The sequence below is a fragment of the Rugosimonospora acidiphila genome (assembly GCF_039543385.1).
Classification (GTDB): domain Bacteria; phylum Actinomycetota; class Actinomycetes; order Mycobacteriales; family Micromonosporaceae; genus Rugosimonospora; species Rugosimonospora acidiphila.
Map to the genome: position 1 here is coordinate 497,884 of NZ_BAABJQ010000002.1, position 16,364 is coordinate 514,247.

Here is a 16,364-nt window from a genome sequence, read left to right on the forward strand (position 1 = left end):
AGAGCCTAAACCGCCGAAGCAGTCGACGAAGAAACCCAACACCCCATCGCCCGAGGTGCTCCGCTCGTCCGACACGGGCGTGACGAAGACCAAGAGCGCGCTGCGGGCAGTCGGCGTCCAGGCCACCATCACGACCGCCGGCGCCGACACCACGGCGCCGAAAAGCACCGTGACGCTGCTACACCCGGTGCAGCCCACCGGCGGCGACACCGGCGGAATCACCAAGAAGGTCACCGGGCTGGCGACCGGCGAGTTCGCGAAGGCATACGCCGAGCAGGTGTCCTCGATCGAGGCCAAGTGGGATGCGCTGAGCCCGAAGGAGCGGGTCGCCGCGCTGCTGGCCCCCGCGAACGCCGCCCTCACCGCGCTCGGCGTCCCGCCGCTGAACCCTCAGCTCTCGTTCCTGGGCGGCGACCCGACCTCGGCCAGCTTCTTCAGCTCAGCATGGATGATGCAGTACGGCAACCAGTTCCCGGTCCCCGGGCTCAGCCACGACAAGTTTTCCCGCGCCGCCGGCACCATCTACCACGAAGCCCGGCATGCCGAGCAGACCTTCCGGGTGGCCAGGAAGCTGGCGGGCGACGGTAAGAACGAGGCGGACATCAAGGCGATGCTCGAGGTCGACCAGACGATCGCACAGGCGGCGTTGAAAGCCCCGCTGACCGAGGCGCAGCAGGATGAGTGGGCGCAGGCCGCGGCGTGGCAACTGAACCTGGAGAAAAAGGCGGGGCTCGCGCTCGCGGACACCGTCAACACCAGTATGTTCGCCGCGATGGACAAGTACCAACAGAGCCAAACGGCCTGGCAGAACTACCAGAAGGCGGCGAGCAACGATCCGGCGACTCCGCCGGAGGTCAAGCAGTGGTACGACACGATCGCGGCCGCGGACGAGGGGCCCGATTACGTCGCGGAGTTCAAGGCGGTCCTGCAGCAGAATTACCTCCAGGACCGGGAGATGTTCAAGCAGTGGTACCGGTTCTACGCGAACATGCCGGTCGAACAGGACGCCTGGTCCGTCGGCGGTCAGGTCGAGCAGCTGTTGTGCGGCAAGGCATACACCCCCGAAGACGTCCTGGCCGACCTGGGTCCGGACGACCGCACGATGACGGCGATCGCACAATCGCAGTCCGACATGCTGTACCAGTCCCTCCTCGCCGCCCTGAGCGAGTACGCACGGCAGAACGACCTGCCACAGCAGTAGAAGCGCCCAGATCGGTTCGTATAGTGGCTACGGCGCGTACCCGGCGCGCCTCGGCCGGCAGGAGTCTCACGGATGAGCGTGGCGTTGTTCGCCCTCGGCGGGACGATCGCGATGAGTGGGCACCAGGGCGGGGTCGTCGCCAGGCTCACCGCCGCCGATCTGACCGCCGGCGTACCCGGCCTGGCCGAACTGGGCGTGCCGGTGCACGTCCACGACGTCGACGCGGTACCGAGCGCGGACCTGACGTTCGCACGGATCCTCGACGTGGTCGACCGGGCCGCGGCCGCCGTGCGGGGCGGCGCGTCCGGGGTCGTGGTCACCCAGGGCACCGACACGCTGGAGGAGACCGCGTTCCTCGCCGACCTCGTGTGGCCGCACGCCCAGCCGCTGGTGTTCACCGGTGCGATGCGCAACCCGACCCTGGCCGGCGCGGACGGTCCGGCGAACGTGCTCGCCGCCGTCGAGGTCGCCGCGAGCCCGGCGGCCCGGGGCCTCGGGGTGCTCGTCGCGTTCGACGACGATATCCACGCCGCGCGGTGGGTACGCAAGACGCACAGCACCAGCACCGCGACGTTCGCCTCCCCCAACGCCGGGCCGATCGGTCACGTGGTCGAGGGACGGGTACGGGTGCTCGCCGCGCCGCCGCCCCGGACCCCGCTCGACCGCCCCGACCCCGAGCGGCTGGCGACCACCCGGGTCGCGCTGCACACCATGACCCTCGACGACGACGGCGCGGCGCTGGACGGGCTGGCCGACACCCACCAGGGCCTCGTGGTCGCCGCGTACGGAGTGGGGCACGTACCGTCCGCGCTGGCCGCCCCGCTCGGCACGCTCGCCGGGCGGATACCGGTCGTGCTCACCTCGCGCACCGGTGCCGGCCCGGTGCTGTCGCACACCTACGGCGCGGTTGGCTCGGAGACCGACCTGCTGCGGCGCGGATTGCTCAACGGCGGCCTGCTGCACCCGTACCAGGCCCGGGTACTGCTGCGTACCCTGCTCGCCGCCGACGCCGACCGGGACCGCATCGCCCGGGTGTTCGCCGAGCGGGCCTGACCCTACGACGGGCACAGCTCCCAGTACTCCAGCCCGGCGGTGCGGCCAGCAGGTGCGGGAGCTGGAGCGATTGGAAATCAACCCGGGTTGGCTGACCGTGGCGTGCGCGAGCCGTACGCCGGGCCGAACGCCACGAGCAGCGCCAGGTCCTCGGTCACATCGTCGAACCGGTGTTCCTCACCGGCCGGTACGAAGATTACCGAACCGGTGCTTACCTCGGCCGCACCGTCCGGGGTCACGATCCTGGCCCGTCCGGCGGTGACCACATAGATCTCGTCCTCGGTGTGCGGGCTCTGGTTGTCGAGCCCACCGGCCGGGATGCAGTACGTTCCGACCGACAGGTTCGGCACCCGGAACTGCTCCACCCAGTCGTTGGCACCCTCGCCTGGCGGCGCCCACGTCCCGGCCCCTTCGATGATCTGCATGGCGGGAGCCTAGTACCTCGGCCGCCTTTGTTGACCGGCGTCGCGACGCGGACGACCAAGCGGCCCGAGTGGGCAGGAAACTTCGACACGACGGTGTCGCTGAGCCGGTGAAGGATGAAGGAGACGGTTTCCCCACGACCGAGGAAAACCGACGGGCTGCCGTACTGGTGCTTCGGTCTGGGACCGTTTACGGGCTCTTCGCAGTCGACGGTGTAGCGCAAGCTCTAGAAGCCTGGACCGCTCGGTCAAGAGCCCGGTCCGATCGTGGCGTCTGATTCTCGCCAGCAATCGCCGTGGTCCGTTGATGTACTTGGTCTCTGCGGCCGCTCAACATGAGGGTCGCGAAGCCATCATGAGAGGACCTGACGTGAAGATCGCGCTCGTCACCGGTGCCAACAAGGGGATCGGGTTGGCAGCTGCTCGGCGGCTTGCACGTGAGTGCAGCCACGTGATCGTTGCCGCCCGGAAGTCCGACGCCGGGGAGGAGGCAGCGGATCGGCTGTCGCGTGAGGGGTTCTCAGTGAGCAGCCTCACGATGGATGTCACCGACCCAGCCTCGGTGCGTGCGGCCGCCGCTGAGGTGTCCGAGCGTTTTGGGCATCTCGATGTGCTCGTCAACAATGCGGGAATCCTGCCGGAGGCAACCAACGCGGATCCGAAGGAGGTCCTCGATCTGGCGATGTTCGAGCAGACCTACGCCACGAACGTTCTTGGTCCGGTCGCCGTCGTGGAAGCGTTCTTGCCACTGATGCGCAAGAGTCCGGCCGGGCGGATCGTGAACGTCTCGAGCACGGTGGGATCACTCGCTCATCAGACCGACCCGAACTCTCCGTGGCATTCGATGGTCGTGCCGGCCTACCAGTCCTCCAAGGCCGCCCTGAACGCGATCACGATCGTGCTGTCCAAGGCGCTCGCCGATACCTCAATCAAGGTGACCTCGGTGTGTCCCGGATGGGTGCAGACCGATCTCGCGCCTGGCAACAGGGAGCAGGCACCCGTCACCCCCGAGGAAGCCGCCGAGGTTATCGCTCAGGCTGCGGCCCTCGGCGCCGCTGACGCAACGGGAACCTTCATCGACGCTAACGGACCCGTGAGCTGGTGAGGCCGCGCCCGAAGGCCCCTTCACGAACCTGGTCAGGTGCCCGACACTGCCGCTGACAATGGCTTCGGCCGTCCCGACCTGACCAGCTTCTGCCGACTCGACGAGCTTGGACTCGAAGTCACGGGGCAGCGGCTCGCCCCAGATCGGGCGGTGCTGGCGTGCCGGGTCGTCGATCCGGACGGGTGGTGCCGTCGCTGTGGCTGCGAGGGAACCCCGCATGACACCGTGGTCCGACGGCTGGCGCACGAGCCGCTCGGCTGGCGGCCGACAACGCTGGAGGTCGCGTGGAACACGGCCAACGACGCTGTCCCGACGGTGACGAAGAACCTTTCAAGATCTTTTTTCTCGACGAAGATCCCGCAACCGGTCGCGGAAATCGTCGATACGGTCTTGATCACCTACTCGGCCGGTGAGGCTGATCGCCCTCTCGCACGACTCGGCCGCGCTTTGCCAATTCCCGAGCTCGAGATAGGTTTCACTCAGCTTGTACAGCCCCTCGGCCTCGTGGAACCAGTTGTGATTGCGCCGCCAGATGGCGACGGCCGCCTCCTGGGTGATGACCGATTCGGACAGTCGGCCGAGATCGCGGTAGCACAATCCCAGGTGGATCAACCCGGCCGCCTCGCCGGCCTCGTCGTGCAGATCCCGAGAGATAGCGATCGACCGTTCGCAGAAACGAGCGCCATCCGCGGGCGCACCCAGTTGACGGGAGACGTCGCCCAGATTGCTCAGACACAAGCCCTCGAAGTAGCGGTCACCGATGCGCTGCATCACCTCCAGGGACCGTTCGTAGTATCGGACGGCAGCCTCGAATTGACCCGATTCCCGATGCATGAGGCCCAGATTGCCCAGCGCCCGTCCGCGACCCTGCTGGTCGCCCAGTTCCGTCCACGCTCGCAGGCACTGCTCGAGTTGTTCGGCCGCATCGGTGAATCGCCGGGTTCGTAGGTAGGCGATACCGAGTTCGTTCATGAGCCATGCCTCGCCGGCCCGATCGCCGATCTTGCGCGCGCTGGCCAATCCGACCTCGTTGACGCGGACGCCGCCATGCCAGAATCCGCAGTTCTTGTGGAAGCCCCCCAGAGCCGCCGCCAGTCGCCAGGCGAGATCGTGGGCGTCGTATTCGACCGCACGATCCACCAAACTCACGATCGCAGGTCGTTCGGTCTCGAACCAGTCCACATATTTGCCGGCAGTGATCATGGCGGGATGGCTGTGCGTGTGAGCCGGCGCGTTGAGCGGGAAGTGTGGGGCGCGCGGATCCATGATGCGTACGGTCGAGCCGCACGTATTCAAGTACCAAGCCAGCACGCGGCGGACCGCGGCGACGCGATCCTCTTCGTTGCCATTCCGGAATTCCAGCTCGCGTGCGAACCCACGGAGTAGATCATGGAATGAGTACCGGTCGGCGGTGGTCGACCGTAGGAGATTCGCGTCGACAAGTGATTCGAGAATATCGCTGGCCTGTGAGACGGTGTCATCGAGCAGTTCGGCCGCGGCATGGACGCCGATGTCCGGCAGGTCGATGGCACCCAACAGTCGGAACGCGCGTGCCGCCGACAGCGGCAGTCCCGCGTAACTGACCTCGAAGCACGTGCGCAGTGCCAGGTCGCCGACCTTCAGTTCGTCGAGCTGCCGGCCGCGATCGCTCAGTCGGCTGGCCAGTTCCGCGATCCGCCACGTCGGCCGGCTCGTCAACCGCGCGGCGGCGATGCGAACCGCCAACGGCAGGCCGGCGCACACGCGTAAGACCGCACGGGTGGCGTCAGGTTCAGCGGCGACCCGGTCCGGACCGACGATCCGGGCGAACAGGCTGTACGACTCGCTCTCGGTCAGGACGTCGAGATCCAACCGCCGGGAGGCTTCCAGATCGGCCAGCCCGTTTCGGCTCGTGATCAGCACCCCACACGTTGCCGAGCCGGGCAGCAGGGGCCGTACCTGGGCCGCGTCGCGCGCGTCGTCCAGCACGACGAGGACCCGCCTGTCCGCGAGCAACGACCGGAACAGTGCCGCGCGAGTCTCCAGATCAGCCGCGATCCGGGAGTCGGGTACACCCAGACCCGCCAGCAGATAGCCCAACGCGTCGGCCGGGCGCAGCGGGTTGGTCATGCCGCGCAGGTTGAGGTAGAGCTGCCCGTCCGGATAGTTCGGCGCGACCCGATGGGCAACGTGCACGGCGAGGGTCGTCTTGCCGACTCCGCCCCCGCCCGAGACGGCGGACAGCGCGACCGCCACGGGCCTGCCGGTGCCGGGCATCAGGGCCGCGCCCAGCTCCCTCGCCTGCTCGCCGCGGCCGGTGAAGTCGGCCGTGTCCGCCGGAAGCTGTGCGGGCCGCAGGACCCTCGGCGGCAGTGGTGCCTGGACCTCCGGCGCCATCACGTCCCGGTCGCCGCTCAGGATCGATGCGTAGAGCTGCTGCAGGTGGGGCGCGGGGTCCACGCCAAGCTCCTCCACCAGGCGCCCGCGAAGCTCGTGGTAGGCCGCGATCGCCTCGGACTGGCGCCCGGACCCGGCCAGCGCCCGCATCAGCAACGCTTGCAGCCCTTCCCGCAGCGGGTACCGGGCCGCCCACTCCGTCAACCGGCCGACGAGGACACCGTGGCGGCCCAGCGACAACTCCAGCTCGGCAAGCAGCTCCAGACCATCGACGTACTCCTGCTCGATCGTGCCCGCTTCCACCTGCAGCGTCGCGCATTCGATGCCGTCGAACGCGCGGCCCCGCCACAGAGCCAGCGCGTCTGCCATCCGCGCCGCCGCCGCCGCGACGTCGCCCTTCTCGCGGAGTGCGCGGGCCTGTGCGATCAGCCCGCGAGCGCGGCCGAGGTCGATGTGGTCGTCCGCCGCGACCAGCAGGTAGCCGCCGCCGCTGGTGAGGATGACGATTTCGGACTCAGTCGACAGCGCGCGGCGCAGGTCGCTCACGAACCCTTGAAGGCGGGTCGTGGCGCTGGCCGGTGGTGAGCAGTCCCACAGCGCGTCGATCAGCCGGTCGCGCGAGACGACGCGTCCCGGGCTGACGCAGAGCAGGGCAAGCAGGGCGCGCGCCCGCCCGCCCGGCAGTCGCACGGCGACGTCGTCCGCGTTCCGGACCTCCAGCGGGCCGAGGATATCGAAGCGCAGCGTCTCTCCCCCTTTGCCGCAAAATCGGTCGGGCGACCAATTCCTACCACGCCGAGTCACGCACGGCCGTAGCGGAGTCGTAGTCGGGCCGTAGCGCCGCCGGGCAGGATATCGGCGCTCTGCGCGGTTGTCCGTCCAGGCCGGCCGGCCAACAGGGGTGGGCGGCGACCACGCCGCTAACGCGCGGCCGGGCGACGTCATCTCGAAGTTTCAGGGCCAGTTCTGATCAGCTCGGGTCGTCCACTGTTCCCGGGCATACCGGGGAAAATCATCCCCACAATGGAAGGGCAAGAGTAGCGGAGCTCACGAAACCCTGTCCGCGATCCCATCGACATCCGGCGCGCGGTCCTCGCCCACCGCGGACATGTAGCTCATCCACGAATACGCTGGATCGGCACGGTCGACCAGTTCGCGGTAGAGACCGCGCTCCAGACGTTCCCTGATCCGCGCGTAGGTCGGCGCCTGGTACACGTTGTGCAACTCATGGGGGTCGTCGCGCAGGTCGTAGAGCTCGTTCGAACTCTCCGGATTGAACACCAGCTTGTACCGCTCGTCGCGGATCATCCGCTGGGAGTAGGGGAAATGATGGCCGTGGAACTCGGCGACGAACTGCTTCGGCCAGTCGGTCACCTGCTCCCCACGCAGCAAAGGCAGCAGGCTGCGCCCGTCGGCCGGTTGCATGGGCGGCAGCCCCGCGAGATCGAGGATCGTGGGCGCGATGTCGACCAGTGACGCGAATTCGTTCCTGCTCTGCGCCGGCATCCCGGGCACTCGGAAGAGCGCGGGGATCCGATAGATGTCTTCATACATCGCCGGACCCTTGTCATGCAGGCGATGAGCACCAGTGAACTCCCCGTGGTCGGCGGTGAAGACCACTGCGGTGTTGTGGGTCAGGTCGAGTTCCTCGAGGGTGTCAAGAAGCATCCCGACGCAGTGATCGATCATCGTGACGTAGCCCCAGTAGACCGCGATGAGCTTGCGCCACCGTTCGGAGCCCAGTGCGTCGGCGGACCAGTACTCCGAGTACCGCCGTTGGACCTCCGGCTTACCGTCGAAGGTCTCCGCCATGGATGGTGGCAGCGGAACGTCGGCCGGGTGGTAGAGGTCGTAGTACTTGTCTGGGATCAGGTACGGCAGGTGTGGCCCGAACCAACTGCAGGTCAGCCAGAACGGACGCCCGTCGCGATGGTGGTCGGCGCCGTAGCGCTTCAGCAGGTCGGTTGCCCGCTCCGTGAGGAACCACTCCATTGTTGCTTCGACCGGTTGTCGCAGACGACCCGCGAGCAGGTGCCCACGCCCGCTTCCGTTGGGGGCGACGCCGAACTCGGCGTCGGTTACGGCGAACGGCGGGTGTGCGCTGTCGGCCAGCCACCGCTGGTACGACGGATGGTCGAACGGGTTGAGAGCGCCGGGCAGGTGCTCGCCATCCATGCCGTAGTACTCAGGCCCTCGCTCCCGTCCGATATGCCACTTGCCAACGTGACCGACGTTGTACCCGGCTGCGCGCAGCGGTGCCGGGAGCATCCCTACGTGATCTGGGATCTCGCTCTGTGCGCCGCCGCTACGCTCCGGGTTGAAAAGCATCCCGTGCCGGAACGGGTGCTGCCCGGTCATCAACGACGCTCGTGCCGGCGTGCAGATGGCGGTCGGTGTATAGAAGCGATCGAAGCGGGTGCCTTCAGCGCCGATTCGGTCCAGGTTCGGCGTCTGGATCGCGTCGTTGCCGTAGCACCGCAGGGTGTCGACGCGGTGCTGGTCGGTCATCAGGAACAGCACGTTTCGCCGCTCGGGCAAGGTCCACCTCATGTCGAAGGAAGTCGGCGTCGACCCGCACCGCCTTGAACGTGTCGATAACCGGTGACCAGACAGCCGCCGCGTCGATGGCCCCAGACGAAAACGCGCTGACCACGGTACTTGGGTCCAGATTAACCACGTTGACGTCCTTAAGGGACAGACCCGCCTCTTCAACGTCAGGTTGAGGATCATATCACCGGAGGTGCTGTGACACAGCGCCTGAGATCCGCCGCCCGGACCCGGGCCGCGCTCGGCGACCGCCCGACGCCGCCCCGCTCCCCCGTGACTACCGGCGCGCTGCTCGACGACACCGACCTTGTCGCCCTGTTCGCCGCGCTACGACCTGTCCCACCGGGCGTTGAGCAACTGCTGGTCGAGCGCGGTGTGGCCGCCGATGGGGTAAGCGCAGCCTGCGCGAGGTGTTCTCGGCGGGCGCACCGAGAACACCTCGCGCATTAGCAGTTAGCGGCCTCAGGAAGCGGGCGGGTTCGGATTGGGCGACCAGTGCCACCACTGCTCGCTTCCGCCCACGGCGAGATAGACCTTGTGCGAGAAGTCGGTGCACAATTGCCTACCGGTGTTGACGCTGACGAGCCAGCCCTTGTTCGGTAGGCCCCCCAGATCCCACAGTTGCCCCCTGACCGTGGAATTGCAGCTCGTCTGATAGACGTGGAAGGAGTCGAGATTAGCCAGACACCGACCGGTCGCTCCGTTCGCCATCAGGTAGTACCCATTGGGCAAGGGGCTCAGGAACCAGTACTGATTGTCGATGCCACAGTCGGAGACGGTGTAGGTGGCCGAGAAGTCTCCCACGAGGCAGGCCCCGGTCGCCTGGCTTCTGAACCAGTACGGACCAGCGTAGAGATTGGGATGCGTGACGACAGGTTCGGCCGCGAACGCGGGCGCGGCCCCGGGCGCGATCAGGGCTGCGGCCATTGCGGTGGTCATGAGCAATTTTCGTAGCATGATGCCCTCCTCGTGACGATGGAATGGGGTGGGATCTGAGAGCCAGCCATAGTGGGGGCAACATGCGCCGCATCGAACTACCGACCTCGACTGCTCCCTGACCCTCAGAGCATTCGCGGACAGTCCGCGCGATCCCGGAATGAGATTGTCGGCCCTTGCGGGCGCCCGCGATCCTCAACGGACCTCGCGGCCCGGGCGCACGGCGGGCGCCAGCAGGGTAGTAAATTGTCCTAATTTTTGGTGATCGTATCTGCGTGATGTCGACAGTCACTGGCCGCGGCCTCGCGTTTTGGCCCCCCGGAGGGCCGCGCCTCTGCCCTCAGTATGGCCGACACCGACCCGCATTAGAAGGCCATCAATGAGATCATCTTTGTCGATGCAGCGCCACTGAGCTGGGATTATGGGTCGATCGGCGGTCGATCGGGACGGCCCCTCGTCATCGTCGGGCCGTATCTGCACCCCACGTAGGGCGCGGAAGCTCTCGCGATGGCGACAGGCCCCGCCTGCCCTGGTCCAAAACGTGGCCACTGGTTGAACCGCATACCGGCTTACCCTGCCGGCCCGGCACATCGGGCTCAAAAAAACGGTGGGCTTCCGCGCACCGAGAAGGAGGCCGATGTCGGCATTCCCTTCTCACGGGGGCTGCGCCTTAAGATCTCCTTGCCAAAGCCGACGGGGCGGATTGGGGTGGGTGTTGGTGGGTCCACCAGTCGGCGGTGCTCACGCAACCGTGGCACGCAACGCCAGTGTCGATCGTAGGACCAATTCATCGTGATCCGGGCCAGTCTCGTTCCACTGCAGTACCCGGCGTTCCGCAATCTGGCCGGCGGGCGGTTGGTCAGCGTGCTCGGCAACGCGATCGCGCCGACGGCGCTGGCCTTCGCCGTACTCGATCTCACCGGTTCGATCGGAGACCTCGGCCTGGTGGTCGGCGCCCGCTCCCTCGCGAACCTGGTCTTCCTACTGTTCGGCGGGGTGCTCGCCGACCGGCTACACCGGCAGATCGTGATGGTCGCATCCAGCGCTTCGGCCGCCGCGACCCAAGGGGCCGTCGCCTGCCTGGTGTTGACCCATCACTCGACCATCCCGCTGCTCGTCGGGCTCTCCGCGGTCAACGGCATGGTCAGTGCCATCGCGTTGCCGGCCACCCAGGCGTTGACGCCGCAGACCGTACCGGCGGAGATCCTGCAGACCGCCAACGCCATCAACCGTTTCGGCGTCAACCTCGGCACGATCGGCGGCGCCTCGGCCGGCGGCCTGCTCATCGCGGCCCTCGGACCCGGATGGGGCATCGCCCTGGACGCGCTCAGCTTCGCGCTCAGCGGGCTGGCCTTCAGCCGGGTCAGGGTGCCCGAGCCGACCAGGGTGGCGGCGCCCCGCCGCGGCACGCTGACCGAACTGCGCGAGGGCTGGACGGAGTTCGCCTCCCGGACCTGGGTCTGGGCCGTGGTTGTCGGCTTCATGGTGCTCAACGCCGCCGAGACCAGTTCGCTCAACGTGCTCGGCCCGGCAATAGCCGACCAGACGATCGGGCGGCGGGAATGGGGCCTCGTCCTGGCAACCCAGACCGCCGGCCTGGCCCTCGGCGCGCTGGTCACCCTCTGGGTGCGGGTACGCCGGTTGCTCCTGCTCGGGGTGGCCTGCATGCTGGGCGTAGTACCGCTGCTGGTCGTTCTCGCCGCAGCGCCACGGTTCACGATCCTGCTACCGGCCGCGTTCATCGCTGGCCTAGCCACCGAGCAGTTCAGCGTCGCCTGGGAAACCTCGATACAGCGCAACATCCCCGCCGACCGGCTCGCCCGCGTCTACTCGTACGACGCCCTCGGCTCGTTCCTCGCCATCCCGCTCGGGCAACTCGCGATCGGACCCGTCGCCCTGGCCGCCGGCAACGAGGCGACGCTGCTGCTCGCCGCCGGCTTGACCACGATCGCGGTGCTGGGCATGCTACTCACCCGAGATGTGCGACGGTTGGGAACGCAGGAGACAAACCAACGAGCTGCGCCAACTTCCGCGCCGGCCGGTACTCCGTCTCCTGACGCCGCAGTCCCAGACGCGACCGCATGAACGAGCGGTCCGTGCCCAAGGTCAGCGATGCGCTGGCCATACCGCTGCGATCAGCCCCCTCCGGCACTTCCCGGCGTCCGGACCCGAACGTCACCGTGCGGGTGATCGCGGTACTCCCGCCGGCGGAGTACCGCGATCACCCGCGTGATCTGTCAGTTCATTGCACGACGGACCAGACGAAGGTCGCGGTACCCGTGACCCCCTGGGAGTCCTTCGCTGTGACCGTCACCGTGTAGGTGCCGAGCGTGGTGCCGGTACCCGAGATCGTGCCGTTCGAGGCGATCGTGATGCCGGGTGGCAGCCCGGTCGCGGTGAAGCTGAGGGTCTGGGACGTGTTGGAGTCCACGGCCTGCATGGCGAACGAGACCGCGGCGCCCTTCGGGCTGCTGTAACCCCACGGGTTGACCACACCGACCGTCTCCGAGCCCGGCACCCCCGAGTTCGGGGTGACGTTCGCGCTGAGCGCGGTGTTGGCCGGCGAGACGCCGGCGCCGGAGGTGCCCGCGGCGACCTGGCCGGTGAGTTCGTGCGCCAGGCTGGTGGTGGCGGACAGCGGCCGGTTGGCCGAGGAGTCGCCGACCGAGATGCCGTAGGTGCCGGCCTGGGCCTCCCACTGGTTGTCGGTGGCAGACCAGTTGGCCAGGTCGTGGATGGTCAGGGTGAAGCTGACCGTCGTGCTCTGGCCGGGGTTGAGGTTGACCCGCTGGAAGCCGGCGAGTTGCTGAGGCGGGTTGTTGCTGGCCGCCGGGTCGTTGACGTACATCTGCGCGACGTCCGCCCCGGCCCGGGAGCCGGTGTTGGTGATGGTGGCCGTCACCGTGGCGGTGCCGTTGGCGTTGAACGCGCCGACGTTGAGGTTGGAGAAGGAGAAGTTGGTGTACGACAGACCGAAGCCGAACGGGAACGCGGGCGTGATGTTCTTCGCCTGGTACCAGCGGTACCCGATGTCCACGCCCTCGCTGTAGGTCACCCCGGTCGCGGTGCCCGGCCACTGCGCCTGCGTCTGCGCCGGGACCTGGCTCAGGCTGCTCGGGAAAGTGACCGGCAGCTTGCCGGAGGGGTTGGCCGTGCCGAAGATCAGCGCGGCCATGGCGTTGCCGACTTCCTGGCCGGGGTACCAGTTCGCGAACACGCCGGCGACCGAGTTCAGCCACGGCATGACCACCGGACCGCCGCTGTTGAGCACCACGATGGTGTTCGGATTCGCCGCCGCCACCTGCTGGATCATCGACTCGTCCGTGCTGGACAGGTCCAGGGTGGCGAGGTCGGATTCCTCGCCCTCCGGGAGGTTGACGAAGATGATCGCGTCGGTCGTTGCCCTGGCCGCGGCGACCGCCTGCGGGATGTTGGCGGTGCCGTTATCGTTGCCGGCGGTGTAGGTGACCCTGACACCTGACCCGACCGCGTTCTGGATCCCGGTGATCGGCCAGACCGTGTTGGAGCTGGTCACCGTGCCGCTGCCGCCGCCAGCGAGTTCCACGCCCGCGCCGGCGTCGGTGCCGATCACGGCGATCGACTCGGTGCCGTTCGGGTTCAACGGCAGGATCCCGTTGTTCTTGAGCAGGACCGAGCCTTCCTCGCTGAGCTGCCGCACGGTCTGCTGGTGCGCCGCGGAGGTCACGGTGTTGGACAGAGAGCCCGCGGCCGGGTTGTCGAACATGCCGAAGGCGAACATCTGGGTCAGGATCCGGGCGACGGCCGCGTTCACCGCGTACTGGCTCAGCGTGCCGTTCGCGATCGCGTTGGCCATGTCCGTCGCGATCGAGCCGGGGAACGGCATCCCGATCTCCATGCCGCCCACGACCGAGGCGACGTTGTTGTAGTCGGCCCCCCAGTCGGAGGTGATGTAGCCGCCGAAGTTCGCCTCGTTGTTCAGACCCTTGATCTGCATGTCGGCGTTCTGGCAGGAGGCGGCGCTGTTGACCACGGCGTAGGAGCACATGAACGACGCCGGTGCCGACTGGTAGATGGCCGACTGGAACGGAGCCAGGTACAACTCCTGTAGCGCCTGCTCGCTGACCGTCTCGTTGTTGTTGCCGTTGGGGTACTGCTCCTGGTCGTAGGCCGCGACGTGCTTGACCATCGCCTGGACGCCCTGGCTCTGCAGGCCCGTGACTTCGGCCGCGGTGATCTGGCCGGCCAGGTACGGGTCCTCACCGTAGGTCTCGTAGGTCCGGCCCCACCGCGGGTCGCGCACCAGGTTCGTCGTGGGGCCGAGCGAGACGTTCACGCCTTTGCCCGCGAACTCGGCGCCCATCGCGGCACCCTCCTGCTGGATCAGCGCCGGATCCCAGGTGGCCGCCGCGTTCTCGCCGTCGGGGTAGGCGGTGACCCCGCCCGTCCCGTCGCCGACTCCGTTCGGGCCGTCCTGCATGTTCATCGCCTTGATGCACAGGTTGGGGATGGCGGCGACCTGGCCGATGTACGACGAGCCGCCGTCGCCGGAGAGCAGGGTGAACTCCTCGGACTGGTTCATGGTGTTCAGCACCTGCTGAACACGCTGGGCGATCGGGGCGGTGGAGTTGACCCACGGGCAGACCCCGTTGCCGCCGTTGCCGTTACCGCCGCTGATCGGGGCGGTGGTGGTCAGGCCGTAGACGCGGAACTCGATGATCGAATCGCCCCACTGAGTCGCGCGCACGGTGGCGTACACGCGGATGTAACGGTCCGTCGTCGAAAGGGTCAGCGACTGGCTCCCGCCGGTGCCGGTGGTGGTCGAGTAGACCGTGCTCCAGGTCGCGTTGTCGTTGGACACCTGGATCTGGAACGCCGAGGCATAGGCGGCCTCCCAGAGCAGGCTCGCACCGCAGATCCGGGTCTGGGAGCCGAGGTCGACCTCCAGCCACTGCGGGTCGCTGTACGCGCTCTCCCAACGGCTGCCGGGGTTGCCGTCGGTGGCCGCGGATGCCAGGTTGCCAGTGGCGGAATAGGTCGAGGAGGCCGTGGTCGGCTGGCCCAGAGCAAGATCCTGGTACCCGCAGTACTGGGTCGGACCGCTACCGCCCGTCGGGCTGGGGCTCGGACTGGGGCTCGGGCTGGGCGACGGGCTACCTGTCGGGCCGGTACCGCCGGTGCCCGTGTGCACCACGAACTCCCACAGCGAGTACCCGTACCCGGTCGCCCGCGCCGTGCCGTACATCCGGACGTACCGGCCGCTGCCGGAGACATTCAGCGTCTGCGTCCCGCCGGTACCGGTCGTGGTCGTGTAGATGGTGGACCAGGTCGACGCGTTGTCCGACACCTGGATCTGGAACGCGGTCGCGTACGCCGCCTCCCACTGCAGCGTCACCTGGCACACCGACGTCGAGGCGCCGAGGTCGACCTGCAGCCATTGCGGGTCAGCGGCCGCGCTGGACCAACGGGTACCGGCGTTGCCGTCGACCGCGGCGCTGGCCGGGGTACCGGCGTTCTCGGTGGAGGACGCGGTCGCCGGCTTGCTCAGCGCGGCGTTGGCGGTACCACAGCCGCCGCCACCCGCGAGGGTGCCGTAGACCTGGAACTCCCACAGCGAGTACCCGTACCCGGTCGCCCGCGCCGTGCCGTACATCCGAACGTACCGGCCGCTGCCGGAGACATTCAGCGTCTGCGTCCCGCCGGTACCGGTCGTGGTCGAGTAGATGGTCGTCCAGGTGCTCGCGTTGTCCGAGACCTGGATCTGGAAAGCCGTGGCGTATGCGGTCTCCCACTGCAGCACGACCTGGCTGACGGTCGCCGACGACCCGAGGTCGACCTGCAGCCACTGCGGATCGGCGGCCGCGCTGGACCAACGGGTACCGGCGTTGCCGTCGACCGCGGCGCTCGCCGGGGTACCGGCGTTCTCGGTGGACGATGCGGTGGCGGGCTTGCCCTGCGACAGCAGGGTCGCCGCCGCGTGGGCAGTGCCCACGGCGACCGCGAGCCAGGCCAACAGGACCATAATCAGCGCACCGGCCAAAATCAGCCGGCGCGGTTTTCGGGCACGCCGAAGCGGCATCAGGTCATCAGCAACCATGACTCTTCCCCACGGGACGGTATGGGACGGAGGGGAGAGCGCTCTCCGGATTAGAGATTCGCCGTGCGGCCGCACTCTGTCAAGATTGGCGGTCCGCCGCGGGAGCGCTGCCGCGGGATCTGTGGCCATCGACGAGCCTGATCGGGACCGCGCTGACCAGGGCTTTTTTCGGGACTAAAGTTAAATGGCGGACCGTGGTCTGCCGGCAAAATTGGCACACGGTTGCCAGGACCAGGAGGCCGTCGTTACCGTCTACCTTGTCTTCTAACCTGTCCGGTCGCTGATGCATCAGGCCGCGTTGGACGCTGAGCTGGACCCCGACCGACTGTCCTTCACCCGTACGCTGCACGTGGTACGCCGCCAGGTGACTGCCCAGGCGGCATTTTCCCCCCGGTAGCCTCGCGCGAGTGCTGGCTGGGACACTGCGCGAGATCCTCGCTCGGCTCCTGCCGGTCCGCCGGCTCCGCTCCAATCCGCGGGTCATCAAACGTAAGATGTCCAGCTGGCACCTCAAACGCAGCGACCATCGCTACTGGCCGCAACCCGAATCCCCACCCAACATCACCGTCGTGGCGGCCATCAAGACGAAGCCGAACAAGCGCACACCAATCCAGCGTCACTAAGTCGCGCTGCCACCCTGGGACCGAG

At 67.8% G+C, this 16,364-nt stretch carries 10 protein-coding genes and 1 pseudogene; 6 read left to right on the forward strand and 5 right to left on the reverse strand.

Translation table 11 applies throughout. The features are described from left to right. Positions 1-79 precede the first annotated feature (79 nt). Positions 80-1,201 carry a hypothetical protein gene (locus ABEA87_RS04880; RefSeq protein WP_345626427.1) on the forward strand — a complete coding sequence of 374 codons (1,122 nt, stop codon included), beginning with the start codon at positions 80-82 and terminating at the stop codon, positions 1,199-1,201. A 72-nt stretch (positions 1,202-1,273) separates the two neighbouring features. Next, entirely contained in the window at positions 1,274-2,254 is a 981-nt protein-coding gene (locus ABEA87_RS04885) for an asparaginase (protein ID WP_345626429.1), read from the forward strand. 77 nt (positions 2,255-2,331) lie between these two features. Here ABEA87_RS04885 and ABEA87_RS04890 read toward each other — a convergent pair whose 3' ends face one another. Continuing rightward, positions 2,332-2,679 (reverse strand): cupin domain-containing protein, encoded by a 348-nt coding sequence (locus tag ABEA87_RS04890; RefSeq protein ID WP_345626431.1) that lies wholly within the window; start codon positions 2,677-2,679, stop codon positions 2,332-2,334. A gap of 367 nt (positions 2,680-3,046) precedes the next feature. On the opposite strand from ABEA87_RS04890, the gene ABEA87_RS04895 reads away from it, so the two are divergent. Continuing rightward, positions 3,047-3,781: an SDR family NAD(P)-dependent oxidoreductase gene (locus ABEA87_RS04895; protein ID WP_345626432.1), complete on the forward strand. Its 735-nt coding sequence runs from the start codon at positions 3,047-3,049 to the stop codon at positions 3,779-3,781. 36 nt (positions 3,782-3,817) lie between these two features. Then, a pseudogene (locus tag ABEA87_RS04900) lies at positions 3,818-4,063 on the forward strand (ISL3 family transposase); the annotation flags it as partial. Between the two features lie 48 nt (positions 4,064-4,111). On the opposite strand, the gene ABEA87_RS04905 reads toward ABEA87_RS04900, so the two are convergent. From ABEA87_RS04905 to ABEA87_RS04915, 3 genes are all read right to left on the reverse strand, one after another. Further along, positions 4,112-6,961 carry an AfsR/SARP family transcriptional regulator gene (locus tag ABEA87_RS04905; RefSeq protein WP_345626434.1) on the reverse strand — a complete coding sequence of 950 codons (2,850 nt, stop codon included), beginning with the start codon at positions 6,959-6,961 and terminating at the stop codon, positions 4,112-4,114. Between the two features lie 243 nt (positions 6,962-7,204). Then, positions 7,205-8,887 (reverse strand): sulfatase-like hydrolase/transferase, encoded by a 1,683-nt coding sequence (locus tag ABEA87_RS04910; RefSeq protein WP_345626436.1) that lies wholly within the window; start codon positions 8,885-8,887, stop codon positions 7,205-7,207. Between the two features lie 279 nt (positions 8,888-9,166). Continuing rightward, on the reverse strand, positions 9,167-9,661 hold the full coding sequence (locus tag ABEA87_RS04915; protein WP_345626437.1) for an RICIN domain-containing protein: 495 nt from the start codon (positions 9,659-9,661) through the stop codon (positions 9,167-9,169). Between the two features lie 771 nt (positions 9,662-10,432). On the opposite strand from ABEA87_RS04915, the gene ABEA87_RS04920 reads away from it, so the two are divergent. Further along, positions 10,433-11,725 carry an MFS transporter gene (locus ABEA87_RS04920; protein ID WP_345626439.1) on the forward strand — a complete coding sequence of 431 codons (1,293 nt, stop codon included), beginning with the start codon at positions 10,433-10,435 and terminating at the stop codon, positions 11,723-11,725. Positions 11,726-11,882: 157 nt separating this feature from the next. Here ABEA87_RS04920 and ABEA87_RS04925 read toward each other — a convergent pair whose 3' ends face one another. Beyond that, positions 11,883-15,716, reverse strand: a complete 3,834-nt coding sequence (locus ABEA87_RS04925; protein WP_345626441.1) for a discoidin domain-containing protein — start codon at positions 15,714-15,716, stop codon at positions 11,883-11,885. A 407-nt stretch (positions 15,717-16,123) separates the two neighbouring features. Between ABEA87_RS04925 and ABEA87_RS04935 the strand changes: the two genes are divergently transcribed. After that, a complete protein-coding gene (locus tag ABEA87_RS04935; RefSeq protein ID WP_345626442.1) occupies positions 16,124-16,339 on the forward strand; it encodes a hypothetical protein in 216 nt (71 codons plus the stop codon). Positions 16,340-16,364: the final 25 nt, after the last annotated feature.

Coding starts and splice junctions, on each gene's coding strand:
- ABEA87_RS04885 (WP_345626429.1), top strand. CDS start 1,274: ATGAGCGTGGCGTTGTTCGCCCTCGGCGGGACGATCGCGATGAGTGGG.
- ABEA87_RS04890 (WP_345626431.1), bottom strand. CDS start 2,679: ATGCAGATCATCGAAGGGGCCGGGACGTGGGCGCCGCCAGGCGAGGGT.
- ABEA87_RS04910 (WP_345626436.1), bottom strand. CDS start 8,887: ATGATCCTCAACCTGACGTTGAAGAGGCGGGTCTGTCCCTTAAGGACG.
- ABEA87_RS04915 (WP_345626437.1), bottom strand. CDS start 9,661: ATGCTACGAAAATTGCTCATGACCACCGCAATGGCCGCAGCCCTGATC.
- ABEA87_RS04925 (WP_345626441.1), bottom strand. CDS start 15,716: ATGGTTGCTGATGACCTGATGCCGCTTCGGCGTGCCCGAAAACCGCGC.